Below are 17,308 nucleotides of genomic sequence, written 5' to 3' on the forward strand. Positions count from 1 at the left end.
TCAAAGAGGTCCGGAAGTCCTACCTCCTACCAAATCGTAAAGAGCACGGATAAGAGCATCTATATCTTCGCAAGTATTATAAAATGCTAAAGAAGGCCTAACTGTGCTTTCCAAACCGAATCTTCTTAGGATAGGTTGAGCGCAATGATGCCCTGATCTAACTGCAATCCCTTCCTGTGCGAGATATCTTCCTACATCTTCCGTTTTAAAACCTTCCAGAATAAAGGATAATACTCCTGCTTTATCTGCAGAAGTGCCGATGAGTTTTACTCCGGGAACTTTCTTTAATTCTTTGGTACCGTATTCTAAAAGAGAATGCTCGTATTCTGCAATTCGGGTCATTCCGAATTGGTTTAAATAATCAATGGCAGCACCTAGTCCTACTGCATCCGCAATATTCCCGGTCCCCGCCTCAAAACGAAATGGAGCAGGTTGATAAACCGTTCTTTCAAAAGTTACATCTTGGATCATATTTCCTCCACCTTGCCAAGGGGGCATAGAATCCAAAATTTCCTTTTTGCCGAAAAGAACACCGATCCCTGTAGGAGCAAATACCTTATGACCCGAAAATACATAGAAGTCACAATCCAAGGCTTGTACATCCACAGGCATATGAGATACAGCTTGTGCTCCATCTACTAGGACTTTGGCGCCTTGTTTATGTGCAAGTTCCACCATAGTTTCTACCGGTGTAACCGTGCCGAGAGCATTGGATACTTGAGTGAATGCAACCAAACGAGTCTTAGGTGTCAGAAGCCTTTGATACTCGCTCAAAATGATCTGCCCGGTCTCGTCCACTGGAACCACTTTTAGCTTGGCTCCTTTTTCGGAGCATAACATCTGCCAAGGAACTATATTCGCGTGATGTTCCAACCAGCTAATAAGTATCTCATCGTCTTTTCCGATATTCTTCTTTCCCCAAGTGGAAGCGACTAGATTGATCGCCTCTGTAGCTCCTCGAACAAAAACGATCTCTTCGGAAGAAGAAGCATTCAAGAAACCCTTTACCTTATCACGAGCTGCTTCATAGGCATCAGTCGCTCTCGCGGCTAAAGTATGGGCTCCTCTATGAATATTCGAATTCTCATGTTTGTAAAAATAAGAGATCCGATCTATGACTGCCTGAGGTTTATGAGTCGTGGCCGCATTGTCCAGCCATACCAAGTTCCTACCGTTTACTTTTTCCTGAAGGATCGGAAAATCATTCCTTGCATAACTTAAATCCAGATTACCGGAAGATAAATCGAAAGAAGGAACAAGACTAGGATTAAAACTAAACGGATCCGCAATATTCAAATTGCCTGCTCCGGCATCCAAACGCCTAAAATCTTCCAAAAAGGAAAAACTAGAAAGAGAGTTTTGCCCAGGAAGACCACCCGGAACGTTCAGCCCTCCAGGGTAAGAAGGTAGATTTCTACCAGGGATATCTTCTACAATCCTGGAATACCCGCTTGGAGAAATGTTCGGTTTCGTTCCTGAAACAGGCCCGGCTTGAGAAAGGATCGTATCGGAGGAAGCCGGGATCTCATTTGGGATCTTGGAAGAAGATAAAACGAGTTCATCCACACTTCCTCCGCTCGAAAGCGGTCCAAATAAATTTTTGGACCACTCAGCGATCAGATTCGGATCCAAAGGAGGAGTCCCACCTTTCAGATCCGAAAATTCCCCTGGGACTTCCGGAAAAAAATCACTTGTACTCATAATAATTGCCTACATCAACGTTTTCTAATACAGCGATCGCATCATCTGTAAGAACCGCAGCAGAGCAATAAAGAGAGATTAAATAAGAGCCAATTGCAGAACGATTGATCCCCATAAAACGAACGGAAAGTCCAGGAGTTTGTTCTCCAGGTAAACCAGGTTGATACAATCCGATCACACCTTGTTTCTTCTCTCCTACTCTTAAAAGAAGGAAATTCGTAGTTCCGCCCGGAGTTTTAGGAGAAGATTCTCCCCCTACTAAAAGTTTATCCGTAGGAATGATAGGCAAACCTCTCCAAGTTAAAAACTGAGCGCCGAATAAAGACACTGTAGCCGGCGGAACTCCCCTACGAGTACATTCTCTACCGAATGCGGCAACCGCAAGAGGATGAGCTAAGAAGAAAGAAGGCTCTTTCCAAACCTTGGAGATCAGTTCGTCCAGATCATCCGGTGTAGGAGCTCCTTTTCTAGTTTGGATCCTTTGTTTTTTAGGAACATTCTTCAATAGACCATAATCATCGTTATTGATAAGTTCGTGTTCTTGGCGTTCCTTTACACTTTCGATAGTCAATCTAAGTTGCTCTTGGATTTGATCGTATGGATTGCTAAAAAGATCTGATACTCTTGTGTGTACATCTAAAACCGTAGAAATAGCGCTTAACGTATATTCTCTAGGTTTCTCTTCGTAATCTACGAAGGTTTCAGGAAGGGGTTGTTCGTCTTTCTGCCCGCAAAGAACTTCGACGGAACTATTGTCTTTGACTCGGTTGACCCTAAGAGTTCCTGACTCTAAAGGTTTCCAATCCAATAGACGAACAAGCCATCTGGGAGTGATTAATTCGTATTGTGCCTGTGTTTTTGTGGTATTTGCAAGCTTTCGTGCCGCATTATCCCCGAGCGAATGTTGCAGACCGGTATTTTCAGCCATGTGGTGGACTCCTATATATTAAATGTTTCGATCCGTAATCTTTATATACGCAAAAAGAACGAGTCATTGGATTTCGTCCCAGGAACATATAAGGTTTAATATACTTATATCAGTTATAAGTATATTAAACAAATTGTATGGACCGAAATAGATCGAAACATTCGTTCCTGTTGGTATTCGATAAGAAAGGAAATTGGAAAATACTTTTTTATTTTTTCGGAAATTAAAATGGAAATGGGTAAAAACGAAGATCGAAGTAAATTTCTTTCTTCATAAGTACAATAAAACGAAAGGAAAAGTTATGTGAAGTAAATGAATCCGTCTAGATGGAAATTTCGGACAGTTTATTTCCCAAAAAGAACGGTTTTCCATCCTAAAGAATTAAGAAAATAAAAGTTTCCCTTCTAATTTTTGATTTCCTTCTACTCACAAGAAGTAAGAATACAGCTCACCTTTATTCATGAAAAATAAGCCCCAAAAATCAGGCGCAATCCTTCTTTTCCTCTTAAGTCTTTGTATTTCCTGTAGTTCCCTTCTCAAGAGAGAAGATTATATTCCGGCAAAGAACGAATGGACCAAAGCGGACCCAAAATCCGCCTTAAAGGAGTTTCCTTCCGGAGAAAGCGGTAGTTTTATCACCGTATTAGAAAAAGCGACGATCGGCCTATTTGCAGGAGAAAAGAATATTTCCAAGTTACAGGATCTAGCGGAAGAAAATAAATCCAGGCTTAGGTTCAGCGCGAGTAGAGAGCTTCGCTCCTTCTTCTATATGGAAACTCCGGAAGGTTATTACGCCTCCGAGGCGGAGATCATTTATCTACACATATTACTCGGATTCTATTACGCAAAAAAAGAACAATATGAAGAAGCCTTAGTAGAGGCAAGATACGCTGCTAACTTATTGAATGGGGAATGGAGCGCAGAAGGCCAATTTGATGATCCTACATTAAGGATCCTACTCGGAGTCTTATGGACCGCTTGCGGAGAATGGCAGGATGCCAAAATTGATTTTCGAGCTGCCTTACGATTATCTCCAAAAACCGGATGGCTAAGACAATATGCATATTCCGACCAACCTCCCAAAGAAGTATTACTAGTATTCGGTGGAGCCGGTCCTGAACCCTTTATGGATCCCGAAGCGAACTTAAACTTCGTGAGAGGGCTCAGAAAATTAAATTTTCGGTTTAGGGGAAATCGAAGTGAGCTCTCCTGGTCCGATTTAGATGGGAACCAAGACAAACTCCTTTTAGGACCTTCTACTCCAAACTGGTATCAAAGACATTTGGATCGGGACAATTCTATGCATGAAATCATAGATGATTCCAAATATTTTCAGTTAGTCACTTTTAGCACAGCCAAACAGGCGTCCATTCTCACGGCCAAAATAACAGGGAGTATTCTTGTAGGAACTTTGATCGTAGGTGTAGGAGGAGGGATCGCTTATTTAGGCGCGCAGGCAAATTCTGGAGAAGCTGTCGGATTCGGTGCATTAATTGCGATCAGTGGAGTACAACTTGCCGCCAAAATGATAGACGACGCGGTCGCTACTTCAAGAGAAGAATTTTCAAAGGATCTGGATGTTTCTTCCGACTATAGATTCGTTCGCTTCCTTCCTGAATATGTATGGCTTAGTTTTTCAAAGAAAAGTTTACGTTTTCCTAAAATACAGGATAAAAAACGCCAAAAAGATATTTCGGTTTTAACTAGTTTCGGAAAGATCCCTGTAACCATCGGTTTTTATCCGGATCAAATAGAAGAGGAGAAAAAGTCGGACGTTTCAAATAATTAGTATTAGAGGCCGTAACCTTCCGTATCGCTGATCTTAAGGAATTTTTTATCCGCCTGCCATACGATCACATTCGATTCCACACTAGTGAGCCTAAGTGTGATCAGAATATATTGGATCTTCTTCCCTCTTTCATAATTGACTAGATCATTCAATTCTCCACTCAAACGGTAGGAAGGAGATTTTAATTTTCCAAAATCTAATTTAGTATCGGAAGAGGTTAACCCGGTCTTGTTCAGAGTAATCTCATCCAAAGAGGCTTTTCTTTGGGAAATATCCACAAACGGGATTTTGCGTGCTGTCAGATTCGTGCTGATCTCGTTTGCCAAGATCTTTGTATCAATATGTTCCGAAGTATTGTTCTTAAATTTCTGAAGTTCTATATATCCTTTTGTACTATCTTTTTGATAATAGTCGGAAAGAGACCCGCTCATATTCTGGACAGTCTCTCGAACCTCTTTGACTCCCCATTGTCTGGTACCTTCTAAGGTTTCGGGATCCCGATATTCCACACTTGCACATTGATAGAGAAAGAATGCAGTTAAGGACCAAAATAGGTAGGACTTCATACTTAGGATGAAATGTATCCGGACCTAAAATTAGGAAAAGCAAAAAACAAAAATCTTGCCAAGAGTGTCGAAAGTGTCAGTCTAAATCAAAACCTGAAATGATCTTATGAAACGTTCTATTCTATCTAAAGAAGGGGTCGGACTCACGGCCACAGTGATCCAAAAAAGAGAATTGTATCTGGCGAGAGTAGTCACAGATCTTCCCACTTTGGTATATATCAAAAAAGGGACCAAAAGCCTGAAACAAAACGGTTTGGAATTCGATATTCATGCGGGAGAAGCCGTAGCGATTGCGGGAGGCCAAGCATTCGATGTGATCAATCGTCCCTTCGAAGGAGAATTCGAAGCAGTATGGATCGCATTCCATCCAAACGTAATCCGAAATTACAAACCTATAGAACAAAATTTAGAAGAAATAGATCCGGCGTTTAAACTTTCTTCCTTAGGTTCCGGATTTGCAGAAGCATTTCGTTTGGCAGCAGAATCGATTACAACAAACCAAAACATATCCGAGCAGATCTCGATCCATCGGGTCACAGAAATTCTAATCTGGCTTGGTGAATACGGGAAAAAATTCAAAGTCCCCTCTCCTACAAATGTATCGCAGAAAGTAAGAACATTACTAAGCGCAAATCCTGCGAAAGATTGGTCGGCCATTGAGATCTCAGAGTTACTCGAAATGAGCGAGGCTACATTACGTAGAAAACTTGCGGCGGAACTCGTTTCCTTCTCTGAAATATTGATCGATGTCCGAATGTCTTTTGCACTTTCATTATTACAGGCTACCGATCGAAATATAGGTGAGATCGCAAAACAAGCAGGTTACGAGTCTGCGTCTAGATTTGCGGTGCGTTTTAGGGACAGATTCGGTTATTCTCCTACAGTTTTGAGAAGGGAAACTTCCCGTGATCGGAACGGCACAATCCTTGATCGGGCCAGGACATAAGCCCTATTTTTTAGAAAATTTGGAATGATCCAAAGAGTTTGTATGTTATCCTGCATCGCTAAGAACTCGGAGGTTTTATGAAGAGATTCCTATCGTTCCAAAACGGTATTTTGCTCGGTGTTTTATTCTTTGCGGGATCCGCATTCGCGGGAGATCTGAAAGTTACCAGTTCAGCGCTTAAAGAAGGCGGCCTGATCACAAACACTCATGTGTTTTCCGGATTTGGATGTTCTGGCGAAAACGTTTCCCCCGACTTGCAATGGTCAGGCGCTCCAAAGGACACTAAATTTTTTGCTGTAACCGTATATGATCCGGATGCTCCTACCGGCAGCGGATGGTGGCATTGGACTGTGATCAATATTCCTGCAACCGTAACAAGTCTACCTGCAAAAGCCGGAAATGATAAAGGCCCTCTTCCTGCAGGTTCAGTGCAAGGTAGAACCGATTTCGGAAAACCAGGTTATGGTGGTCCATGCCCTCCTAAAGGAGACAAACCTCACCGTTACATCTTTAAGGTTTTTGCATTAAAAGATAAGATCGATCTGGATTCGGAAGCTTCCGGAGCGTTGGTTGGATTTTATATCAACTCCTTAAAACTTGCAGAAGGAAAACTTACCGCTAAATACGGAAGATAATCCTTTTTTAGAAGCCGGTGAAATATCCGGCTTCTTTCTATATAAATGTTCTAATACTTAATTTCAGTCTGCGTTCAACAAAGAAAGCGCCGCTTCTTTGGAACAATCGTAAGCTTCTATATCCAATACAAAATCATCACCAGAAGTAATATTTGTTAATAATTCAGTGCCGTTACTTCTCAGCTCGCCTGCGATCACATTATCCAACTGCATATAATCTACATTACAAATTCCGAATGTATATCCATAGTCAGTTAGTATGATCATACGATTCGACTTCTCATTGATTCCAGCAATCCTACCGTTCATTATTCCTCCCTAATGAAACTAGACCAAAGTAATTAAGAAAGTAGACGGATCTGAGATGTAATCTCTACACTATGTCCTACATTTTTGAAAAAATTCGCAAAAAAAATTTCCACAACTGTTAAGTCCCCGACCAAAGCCCATCAGTCTCTTAGGTAACAGAAATTTATTTCCTAAAAATGTATCTCATATCATATTTGATATAGGGCACACGTTATGCGCGCTTAATTAAGATACACTAACCCGAATTCTTCTTAAGATCCTATGTTAATTTTTAATGATCCTATTTCTGATTGTTTAGATAAAAAAAGTTTGACTCATTCTTCCTTTTTGGCCACTTCTGTTATATTATAATATAATTCAATATGTTAGATATACTGCAAAATATATTAGCGGACCCTTCGGATAAGGGAAATTTGATCTGGAATGAAGAAAGACAGGTTGCCCATAACCCTCGTTTGGGCCTGGATTACCCTTTCCAGAACGGATTCTTCCATCTTACCAAAGGGGAAGCAGGCAAAAGCCCTATCTTCTCCAAACCAAATCTAGGAATATCCAAGGCCCGCTATGAAGGTTTGGCAGAATGGTATGATTCAGTGATGCAAGACGGACAAAATAGAGGTGACCTTGCAAATTCTGCCTATTCCATTTTGAGATCCTTGCTCGGAAAAGGAGAAGGGATTGTTTTAGATATAGGTTGTGGGACCGGACTCGCTGCGGAAATCTCTAAGGAATTAGGATACGAACCGATCGGTGTGGATCTTTCTCAAGATCAATTGAGGATCGCTTCCAAAAGACTCCCTGTAGTTTTGGGAGATTCTGCAGAGCTTCCAATTTCAGATAGTTCAGTCCGATCCGCATATAGCACTTTTACGACTACGGATTGGGAGAATTTAGAAAAGTCAGCTAAGGAAATTTTTAGAGTGCTTGCTCCTGGCGGAAGATATGTGGATATCGGGGTCCATCCTTGTTTTTATGGGGCTTTCTCAGAACCTCTTTCCGAGGGTGAAATTTTACAGAAACCGGGATACAATCAATCCAGATTTGTAGAGCCGAATATCCTGAAAGGTACGGTAAGAAGTAAGGTCGGAGCTTGGCATAGGCCGATCTCGGACGTGATCAATACATTTTTATCCGCAGGATTCAAATTGATAAAAGTGGTAGAAGGTGGACAAGGAGATCTTCCGCAACTATTAGCACTGAGCTTATTGAAAGAATAAATTAAATTTTAAGTTTTTATTATATTAGGAGAATAAAATATGACAACCGCAGAATTAACCCAAAAAACCTGGCCTTCCCCTGAGGTAGTATCCGACTTAGCAGAGGTCCGTAAACATGCGCCTCTTACTCATGTTCTCACAAATATTGTGGTCACCAACTGGACTGCAAACGTTCTATTAGCAGCGGGAGCCTCTCCTGCGATGGTGATCGCGGAAGAAGAAGTTTCCGATTTCGCGGCTATTGCAGGTGGAGTTCTTATCAATGTAGGAACGATCAATAGTTTTGATGCGAAGGCGATCAAGAAAGCTGCGATCGCGGCACAAAAAGCAGGAACACCTTGGGTTTTGGATCCGGTTGCAGTCGGAGCTCTTAGCTACAGGACTGAGATCGCAAAAGATCTTCTTCAACATAAACCCACTGTTATTAGAGGAAACGCTTCAGAGATCCTCGCATTAGCTGGAGCTGTAGGCGGAGGAAAAGGTGTAGATTCTACTGCCGTCTCTTCCGATGCACTTCCACTCGCTAAGGAATTAGCTCAAAACACAGGAGCAGTCGTAGCGATCAGTGGAGAAGTAGATTATATCACTGACGGAAAAGAGACTGTAGCGGTTCCAGGAGGCCATATTCTAATGACCAAGGTGACAGGAGTCGGATGTTCTCTCGGAGCACTCATCGCTTCTTTCTTAGGTGTACAAAAAGATGCTCTTCGTGCAGCCGTTTCCGCTTCCGCGGTTTTTGCGATCGCAGGTTCAAGAGCTGCCGAAAGATCCTCCGGCACAGGAAGTTTCGCAGTAGCGTTCTTGGACGAGCTTAGTACAATTTCAGCATGAGTATTACTGTTGCAGTTCCTACGGGAAATATAGGTAAATTCCTCCTGCCTAAACTTTTGGGATCCGGGCAGGAAGTTACAGTACTAACCAGAAGCCCCCAGAAATTGGATCCGTCAATTAGAGAAAGAGTGATCATAAAACAAGGAGCCTTGGAAGACGAAAATTTCATCTTAGAGGCGACCAAAGGTACGAAAGCTTTATACTGGCTGAACCCGGGAAATAAGAAGACCGAAGATGTACATGGATGGTATAAACTCTACGGGAAGAGCGTATCTAATGCGGTTCAAAAGAACGGCATCGAATTCGTAGTTAATATCTCTACGATCATTCCGGAAGTGGTAGAGGCCGGAGTCGCGGACGGCATCGTTCATGTGGAAGAATATTTGAACCAAACGGATGCGAATGTTGTCCATCTTCGTCCCGGTTTTTTCTTAGAGAATCTTCTTACTCAGATCTCTGATCTTAAATCAAAAGGAACGATCACATTCCCGATCCCTGCGGACAGAGAGGTTGCTTTTATCGCTACTTCGGATATTGCGGACGTAGCCGCCGATTATCTTTTGCACAGGAATTGGAAAGGAAAGAAGATCCATATTCTTCATGGAGCGGAAGATCTTACTTTTGAAGCCGCAGCAAAAAGATTGAGCGATGCAGTAGGATCCACATTAAAATATAATTATATTCCTCTGGAAAACTTTTATGAGGATCTAGTCTCCAAAGGAGTTACAAAGGCTGCTGCTGAAGGATATACTGATATTTACCGCTCTATGCATCTTCCCAGAGAAGTAGAAGGGATCCGTAGTTCCGAAACAACCACTCCGACTACAGTGGAGTTATGGGGAAAACGGGTGCTAAAACCCAAATTAGATTCTCTATGATCGTCGGCTCCGATTGGCTTTTCGAACATTTACAAGATCCGAATATTCGGATCGTTGATATTAGAGGGAGAGTCGAATCTACGGAGCCTAGATATCATTCAGAACCGGAATTGTATGCAGTGAGCCATATTCCAGGGGCGGTTTTCATAGACTGGACTAAGGATATTGTGGATTTGGAGGATCCTGTTCCGGTCAATCTGGCTTCTCCTGAAAAATTCTCAGAGCTTATGAGTTCTCTCGGAATTTCGAATGAAACGACCGTTGTAGCTTATGATGATCATAATCGAATGTTCTCTAGTCGTTTGGTTTGGGCCTTGAGATACTATGGCCATACAAAAGCAAAGATCCTTGACGGAGGTTTTGCGAATTGGGTTCGGGAAGGAAAACCTGCGGACACTTCCGTTCCAAAGTATGATAGAAAAAATTTTATAGCAGTCCCTCATCCTTACTTAAAGAAGAGTGCGGATCAGGTGCAATTCAGATCTTCAGATACACTTCTATTGGATGGAAGACGTCCTGAAGTTTTTGCAAAAGGTTTTATTCCAGGAGCAATCAACATTTCTCATACAAGTTTAACCGATCCTAACACTGGAAAATTTTTATCTAAGGATAAACTACAAATCTCCTTTCAAAATGTTGGAGTGGATATCCATTCATTACCTGAAAAGATCATATGTTATTGTAATGGAGGAGTTTCTGCGACGGTCGTGGTAACCGCTTTGGGGATTTTAGGAAGAGAGGATATTTCCGTTTATGACGGATCTTGGAACGAATGGGGAAAGGACCCAAATCGCCCCAAGGATCAAGTATAGTGCTAATCAATCTCCGTTTAGAAGAACGAGAGCCACTTCTTTAGAACAATCATATGCTTCTATATCCAAAACGAAATCGTCGCCTGCACTTAGATTAGTGAGGATCTCTGCAGAATTACTTCTTAGATCTCCTGCTATAAGCTGATTTAATTTCATGTATTCGGTGTTCCCGATCCCGAAAGTATAACCTGACTCGGTTTGGATGATGATCCTATTTAGCTTTTCATTGATACCGGCAATCTTACCTTGCATGATTTTTTCCTCAAAAAAACGAAACGATGCTTATGGAAGAATAGACGGCTCACTTATAAAATTCCGAATGAGATCATAAAAAATTTCATACTACAGAAGGAAAAAATTTTATCCCTCATTCGCGTTCTTGCAGCGCACAATACATTTTAAGGTAATAGACCTATATCGCTCGCTTTTCTAACTAACTCCGCACGGTTATGTACGTTAAGCTTCTTATAGATATTCTTCACATGGTGTTGAACGGTATATTTGCTTACTTTCAAAAACTCTGCTACCCTTCCGATGGTTTTTCCTTTGACCATCTCGTCCAGGATCTGCTTTTCTTTCGGGGTCAATTTGAACTCGTTTGAATGATCTTTCTGCTTAAAACTATTTAGGACACGGAATGCGATCGTAGGAGTGATGATCGCTCCTCCTTTCAGTACTGTATCAACTACATCAGCGATATCCTTCAATTCGGACTTGAGAATATAACCGATCGCACCATTTTTTAAGGATTCATAAATTAATTCATCCGAGTTCATATTGGAGAGCATAATTTTAGAAATTTCAGGATCTCTTGCGGATATTTTTCCGGCGAGCTCGACTCCGTTCATCCCGGACAACATGATATCCAGAAATATGATGTCCAGACTTCGGCCCTTCTCATCTTCCCAAAAGGATTCTGCAGATTCCCAATGAAATACTCCGCCTATCTCCGGAATAGATTCCAAAGTTTTTAGGATCTGTTCCTTGAAACTTTCGTCGTTTTCTACGATGCCTACTTTTATTTCAGAACTTTTCATGATTGATTCACACCTGATTTTTTATGATAACTCATTTTACTTTTCTGTAAAATTCCCGACCGGTATACGTATTTTGATCTCGTATAAATTTTCAACTAAGGACATTTCCACTTTTCCCCCTAAACCTGAGATCCTATAGATCAAATTTTCGGTCCCTCTTCCAGTTTTATGTTTTTTTAAATGATAAGAAGATTTCACGTTCATTTCTGTCACTAAATCTGGACCTTCCAGATAAAAATTCCATTTAGAAACTCCTTGTCCGTATTTTAGATCGTTATTCGTGATCTCGTTTACGATACTATAAAGTTCTACGATCGCAGTTTCGCTCCTCTGGATCTCGAAAAATTCCAATAGTTTATCCTGGCATTCGAATTCTAGATCTCTTTCCACATCGGAGTATCTTCTCAAAAGTACTAAGTTGATCCCGGTAATGAAGTTTTCGGATAATAGACCTAGATCCTCTATCTTTAACATCTGCTCCCTAAGGATATGAATGGATTGATTCACGGCTTCATTGATCTTTTTGAAGATCGGTTTATCTCCCTGCGCCTGAGAAAGTAACTCTTCGGATAAAAATTTTAGATCCGTCAGCTTTCCACCCAAATGATCATGAAGATCTATATTGATACGTTTTCTTACAGTATTCACCGCTTCCCTTTTTTCGTTCTCTTGGTTTAGACGGCTCTTATGCCCCATTGCAAGATCCAAAAGATTATTGATCCTTAAAATAAGTTCCTCGAAATCGAACGGCTTCAGAAGATAGTCGTTCGCCCCGTAATTTAATGCCGCCATCAAGTCCTTGTCCTGATTTTTTGCGGTTAACATTAAAATAGGTAGTTCCAAAGTATTTAAGGTCTTACGGATCTCTCTTGCGGTGTCCAAACCGGACATTTTAGGCATCATCACGTCTAAGATTACAACATCAAAGGCCGTATCAGTTTGCAATATTTCTAATGCTTCCATTCCACTTTTTGCGGTAACCGAAGAAATATTTCTGAGGGAAAGGTAATTTTGTATTACCTGTAGGTTCACTGGCTCGTCGTCTACCACGAGTATACGAGCATTTTTCTCGGAATCTGTAGTCTCCTTAGGAAGACTTCCTAAAGATTGTTGCAGACTTCCTTCCTTATAATTCCTCAAATCCTTTCCTTCAGATCTTGGGATCTTTCCGGAAACTAAAGGGATCGTAAAATAAAATACGGATCCTGAACCTAGGCTCGAATCCACTCCGATCTCTCCTCCATGAAGAGCTACCAGCGCCCTACTGATCGCGAGCCCGAGACCAGCACCCGCGACATTTTTAGAATCTCCTCGATCAACTTGCTCGAAAAATTCGAAAACTTTTTGATGTTCGTCCTTATCTATTCCGATCCCAGTATCTCTTACGCTGATTTCGGCAAGCCCGAGAGCTTTTATTTTTGCGCTAACTATGATCTCACCTTTTTCTGTAAACTTGATCGCATTACTAACCAAGTTCTGCAGGATCTGTTGAAGACGATTTTCATCCGCAAGCAATTCGGGGAATTCGGGAAGAATAGCATTCACAAGCCTTACCTTGGATTCATTCACTCCGACTCGATTCAGTTCCAAAGTAAAATTCACTGCTTGGAATAGATCCACGGATCTAAGATGTAGTTTTAAGTCTTTATGTTTTAATTTTGAAAAATCGATGATATCATTCACTAAACTGGAAAGTCTCTGACCACTCGTTACGATCATTCCGAGTTGCCTTTCGATGGATTCAGAGAGTGGACCTCCTACTCCTCTTTTTAAAGAATCCGCGATCCCGATAATACCTTGTAAAGGAGTCCTAAGTTCGTGAGAGGTATTTGCTAAGAACTCATCCTTTAGTTTATCCAACGAGATCAGTCTTTGGTTGGATTCTTGAAGATCATGGGCCAGTCTTTCCGAGAGTTTATATGCAGAAGAAAACCTCTGAGATACCATAAACGCTTGGGCCACGAAGAAAGAAGCGATCCCATAAGATATGAAATATGCAGTGGTAATGATCATATTCGCGTATAACATATCATTTATCGCCACGCAGAATAGAAGAAGAAAGAAAACGAGCCCAACCCCTGCCCCCAATCTCTTATTTCGGACTGCTTTCAAAAAAACGAATATTAGGTATATACATGCGGCTGTCACTAAAATGCTGAATATAGGAACAGTATGGGCAAAAATAGAAAGAGGAGTAAAAAGAACTACGAGTGCAATTGCCGAGAATGCTACTATAAAAAAGCCCACAACTCGTTTGCTTAATTCATCCGGATACAATTGCCTAATGAATAGAGGAAATAATATTCCGATAAAATGAACTGAAATTAATTCCAGTCTATACCCCCATTCGAAATCGAAAGAAGGAAAAATAGAATAAAGAACCCTTTCTCCGGTGATCAAAATACGTATCATGGAAAGGATTGTTAGAATTCCATAATATAATGTGGAAGCCTCCCTTCTTAAGAATGCGAATAAAATTAAGTGATAAAGACCTAAAATAAAAAGGCCTCCACTTATGAACAGATCCAACCAAACGTTATTTTGACGAATTGAGATTAGATCGTCTTTTTTTCCCAAAAAAACTTTTGCCCAAGGCCCTCCCTTCGGATGAGAATAATTAGTCACCTCTATAGCGATCTCATTCTCGGTCCCTAAATCGAAAGGTTGACTAATATTCGGTCGATATAAAGGTTTATACGTTTCTGGAGTTTTTCCTACAGTCCCGCTCGAGATCACTTTTTTGCCATTCACATACAGGTTATAAGCAGTAGATGCCTCTAACATTTTTATCGCCATACCGGCTTCCGGCTTATCTAGGCGAAGTAACATTTTATAAGTGGCAAAGCCGAACCCTGGATGGGTTTTATCAGCATTCAGATGTTCATTCCAAATACCCGGAACATATCCGAACTCGATCTTACTTTTGGATTTCCCTGAAGGATCTAAATCTTCCTTCAAAGAAGTTTTGATCTCTGAATATAATTCGGACCAATAAAATATCCAATTCCCTTGCAGACAGATCGGTTCTTTCGTTCCAAAATCCCAGGATTTGTCTAAATACAAAATCCCGTTCTCTACCTCAGGCTTTTTCTCGGATGAAAAAACGGATTTGCATCCTGTTTGGAAAACAAGAATTAAGACACAAAACAGATTTAGAATATTTCTCGTAAGAAGAGAATGCATCTTCACTGATTCTTAAGACCATTCCAGAAATATAAACCTTTTTACTCAATTTTAGGTATATTAATCGAAATGTAGGAATTCCAACAAAATCCCTTATTCGTGGGATAATTTCAAATTCACTCAAAGACTCGAGTCGTTTTTGCCCCAATCGTATGGAATGTATTCAAAACGGATCTTTGAACTTCGTTTTTCCAGTTCTTCCCTCAAATTCATATCATCTAGATATTTTAAAATGAAACTCATCACAGATCCCTCTTCCTTGCCGAAGTCCTCGCGATACCAATCGAATATTTCGGAAACACTAAGTATATTTTTGTCTAGGTCGAGTCGTATATTTTTAGGATCTTTTAAGAATAGCCTGGCTTGTTCTTCTAATTCTTTCTTTAGATTTTGCCCGGTATAGGCCGTATTCTTTAATCCAGGACAGGAATTAGAAGCACAGACGAGCGCAAAATGGATCAAAGTTTCCGAAAAATTTTCTCTGATCCATTTATGCTCCAGAGTATATAATGAAATCTTATTGTTTGCTAAATTCCACTTAGGATCTTCCCAACGTTTTATTTTAGGAATTTCCTGGATGGATCGCGCATTTGGCCATTCCAACATTAACTTTAAAGTGAAAGAATTGTATGCATTGATAAATAATGCAAGTTTTTCCGGAGAAGAATATTTTTCCAGACTTGCGACCTTCAGCTCACTTATGTAAATATCTAACTCTTTTTCTAATGAAGAAAGCTTCTTATAATCCACCTTCCCCTTCTTATCTACCACTCTCTTCAAAATCCTTTCATATCGAATATGACTGAAACTCTCTCCGTAAAATTGATAATCCAACTTTTTGGTTTGAGAAACTTGAGGAGGATAAAACCAAACGCGAAACCATTCCAATTTTCGATAGATTCCCAAATCATAAAAAAGAAAAAGAAGAATCCCCAAAAACAGGACAGGTATAACAATCCTAAACTTCATACTTATATTATTAGATCAGGATACATCTTCGAATATTTTTAGTAAAACCAAAGAAATATCAATTTATCCGAAAAAGTTTTGTCCCTTGACTTTCCTTCGATCCAATTAGACAAATTGGAAATCCATGAATTTTCAGTTTATTTCACCTAAAGATGCAGTTTCAGAAATTAAAAACGACCAAAGAGTATTCATTCATAGCGTCTTTGCAGCTCCCAAACTTTTGATAGAGGCACTTAGTGCAAGATCTTCAGAATTAAAAAACGTTGAGGTCGTGCATATCCATACGGAAGGAGAAGTTCCTTATTCTAAAAAAGGAATGGAAGATTCTTTTCATACGAACGCTCTTTTTGTAGGCGCAAATATGAGAGAAGCCGTGGATGAAGGAAGAGCAAATTATCTTCCGATCTTCTTAAGCGAATGTCCTGCACTATTTCGAAAAAAGATCCTACCATTAGATGTCGCTCTTATATCAGTTTCTCCACCGGACAAACATGGTTTTTGTTCTTTAGGTGTCTCCGTAGATACAAGTAAGGCAGCCGCTGATTCTGCGAATCTGGTGATCGCGCAAATAAATCATCATATGCCCCGCACCCACGGGGACGGGATCGTTCATATAAGTAAGATCCATAAATTCGTAGAAGGGAATATTCCACTTTTAGAGGCGAAACATTCCGAACCGGATCAGGTAGAAACAAAAATTGGAGAATATATCGCAAGCTTGGTAGAAGACGGCGCAACACTACAAATGGGGATCGGAGCAATCCCGGATGCAGTTCTATCATGCCTTCAACATCATAAAAACTTAGGGATCCATACTGAAATGTTTTCGGATGGGGTCATTTCTCTCGTAGAGAAAGGAATCATCACAGGTTCTCAGAAAAAGATCCATCCAGGAAAGATCGTAACTGGTTTTGTAATGGGGACTAGAAAATTGTACGATTTTGTGGACGATAACCCTGAAGTGGTATTCTTAGATATAGGTTATATCAACGATACTGCAAATATTCGGAAAAATCCAAAAGTAACCGCAATCAATTCAGCGATCGAAGTGGATCTAACAGGACAGGTTTGCGCGGATTCTATAGGAACAAGACAATATTCAGGCGTTGGCGGCCAGATGGATTTTATTCGAGGGGCTTCTCTTTCGGAAGGAGGAAAACCGATCATCGCTCTTCCTTCCGTAACTTCTCATGGAAAATCCAGAATTGTCCCTATCTTACAACCGGGAGCTAGTGTTACTACAACCAGGGCTCATGTTCATTATGTAGTAACAGAATACGGAATTGCAGATCTATACGGAAAAAACCTAAAACAAAGAGCAAAACTTCTAACACAAATCGCTCACCCGAATCATAGAGAACGTTTGGAAAGAGAAACCTTCGAAAGATTCAAAGGATTCTAATTCTCAAAATCGCCCGAGATCCAATCCCACTAATATATATTAATATATTATAATTTACTAAATATATAAACTCCCCCTCACATCCACCATCCCTACAATTGACAA

16 protein-coding genes are annotated in these 17,308 nt (G+C 40.6%); 8 read left to right on the plus strand and 8 right to left on the minus strand.

Annotated features, from left to right (window positions below; genetic code table 11):
* Positions 1–1,701 carry a family 2A encapsulin nanocompartment cargo protein cysteine desulfurase gene (locus EHQ64_RS18950; protein WP_135651373.1) on the minus strand — a complete coding sequence of 567 codons (1,701 nt, stop codon included), beginning with the start codon at positions 1,699–1,701 and terminating at the stop codon, positions 1–3.
* Positions 1,688–2,629 (minus strand): family 2A encapsulin nanocompartment shell protein, encoded by a 942-nt coding sequence (locus EHQ64_RS18955; RefSeq protein WP_135651374.1) that lies wholly within the window; start codon positions 2,627–2,629, stop codon positions 1,688–1,690. The genes EHQ64_RS18950 and EHQ64_RS18955 overlap by 14 nt, the downstream gene beginning before the upstream one ends.
* Before the next feature lie 460 nt (positions 2,630–3,089).
* Here EHQ64_RS18955 and EHQ64_RS18960 point away from each other — a divergent pair, with 460 nt between their 5' ends.
* Positions 3,090–4,418, plus strand: a complete 1,329-nt coding sequence (locus tag EHQ64_RS18960; RefSeq protein WP_135651375.1) for a COG3014 family protein — start codon at positions 3,090–3,092, stop codon at positions 4,416–4,418.
* 2 nt (positions 4,419–4,420) lie between these two features.
* On the opposite strand, the gene EHQ64_RS18965 is transcribed toward EHQ64_RS18960, so the two are convergent.
* Entirely contained in the window at positions 4,421–4,984 is a 564-nt protein-coding gene (locus tag EHQ64_RS18965; protein ID WP_135651376.1) for a penicillin-binding protein activator LpoB, read from the minus strand.
* Positions 4,985–5,090: 106 nt separating this feature from the next.
* Between EHQ64_RS18965 and EHQ64_RS18970 the strand changes: the two genes are divergently transcribed.
* Both EHQ64_RS18970 and EHQ64_RS18975 read left to right on the plus strand, forming a co-directional pair.
* A complete protein-coding gene (locus EHQ64_RS18970; RefSeq protein ID WP_135651377.1) occupies positions 5,091–5,930 on the plus strand; it encodes a helix-turn-helix transcriptional regulator in 840 nt (279 codons plus the stop codon).
* A gap of 77 nt (positions 5,931–6,007) precedes the next feature.
* Positions 6,008–6,565 (plus strand): YbhB/YbcL family Raf kinase inhibitor-like protein, encoded by a 558-nt coding sequence (locus EHQ64_RS18975; RefSeq protein WP_135651378.1) that lies wholly within the window; start codon positions 6,008–6,010, stop codon positions 6,563–6,565.
* Positions 6,566–6,628: 63 nt separating this feature from the next.
* Here the strand turns inward: EHQ64_RS18975 and EHQ64_RS18980 are convergent, their stop codons facing one another.
* Complete coding sequence (locus EHQ64_RS18980; RefSeq protein ID WP_135651379.1) at positions 6,629–6,874, minus strand: hypothetical protein; 246 nt, start codon at positions 6,872–6,874, stop codon at positions 6,629–6,631.
* A gap of 362 nt (positions 6,875–7,236) precedes the next feature.
* Between EHQ64_RS18980 and EHQ64_RS18985 the strand changes: the two genes are divergently transcribed.
* Genes EHQ64_RS18985 through EHQ64_RS19000 form a run of 4 tightly spaced genes read left to right on the plus strand, consistent with a single transcriptional unit; the run spans position 7,237 to position 10,612 of the window.
* A complete protein-coding gene (locus tag EHQ64_RS18985; protein WP_135651380.1) occupies positions 7,237–8,091 on the plus strand; it encodes a class I SAM-dependent methyltransferase in 855 nt (284 codons plus the stop codon).
* 39 nt (positions 8,092–8,130) lie between these two features.
* Entirely contained in the window at positions 8,131–8,922 is a 792-nt protein-coding gene (gene thiM, locus EHQ64_RS18990; protein WP_135651381.1) for a hydroxyethylthiazole kinase, read from the plus strand.
* Positions 8,919–9,800 (plus strand): NmrA family NAD(P)-binding protein, encoded by an 882-nt coding sequence (locus EHQ64_RS18995; protein ID WP_135651382.1) that lies wholly within the window; start codon positions 8,919–8,921, stop codon positions 9,798–9,800. Before thiM ends, EHQ64_RS18995 begins: the two co-directional genes overlap by 4 nt.
* Positions 9,758–10,612 (plus strand): sulfurtransferase, encoded by an 855-nt coding sequence (locus EHQ64_RS19000; RefSeq protein WP_135651383.1) that lies wholly within the window; start codon positions 9,758–9,760, stop codon positions 10,610–10,612. The genes EHQ64_RS18995 and EHQ64_RS19000 overlap by 43 nt, the downstream gene beginning before the upstream one ends.
* 6 nt (positions 10,613–10,618) lie before the next feature.
* On the opposite strand, the gene EHQ64_RS19005 is transcribed toward EHQ64_RS19000, so the two are convergent.
* From EHQ64_RS19005 to EHQ64_RS19020, 4 genes are all read right to left on the minus strand, one after another.
* Positions 10,619–10,864, minus strand: a complete 246-nt coding sequence (locus EHQ64_RS19005; RefSeq protein WP_135651384.1) for a hypothetical protein — start codon at positions 10,862–10,864, stop codon at positions 10,619–10,621.
* A 146-nt stretch (positions 10,865–11,010) separates the two neighbouring features.
* Positions 11,011–11,649, minus strand: a complete 639-nt coding sequence (locus EHQ64_RS19010) for a LuxR C-terminal-related transcriptional regulator (RefSeq protein ID WP_135651385.1) — start codon at positions 11,647–11,649, stop codon at positions 11,011–11,013.
* Positions 11,650–11,685: 36 nt separating this feature from the next.
* A complete protein-coding gene (locus tag EHQ64_RS19015) occupies positions 11,686–14,832 on the minus strand; it encodes a response regulator (RefSeq protein WP_135651386.1) in 3,147 nt (1,048 codons plus the stop codon).
* A gap of 120 nt (positions 14,833–14,952) precedes the next feature.
* The gene (locus tag EHQ64_RS19020) at positions 14,953–15,720 is read right to left on the minus strand and encodes a DUF547 domain-containing protein (RefSeq protein ID WP_167882433.1); all 768 of its coding nucleotides are present in this window, start codon (positions 15,718–15,720) and stop codon (positions 14,953–14,955) included.
* A 205-nt stretch (positions 15,721–15,925) separates the two neighbouring features.
* On the opposite strand from EHQ64_RS19020, the gene EHQ64_RS19025 reads away from it, so the two are divergent.
* Positions 15,926–17,203 (plus strand): acetyl-CoA hydrolase/transferase family protein, encoded by a 1,278-nt coding sequence (locus EHQ64_RS19025; RefSeq protein ID WP_135651388.1) that lies wholly within the window; start codon positions 15,926–15,928, stop codon positions 17,201–17,203.
* Positions 17,204–17,308: the final 105 nt, after the last annotated feature.

This window comes from Leptospira sarikeiensis (genome assembly GCF_004769615.1).
In the GTDB taxonomy this organism is placed as follows: Bacteria; Spirochaetota; Leptospiria; order Leptospirales; family Leptospiraceae; genus Leptospira_B; species Leptospira_B sarikeiensis.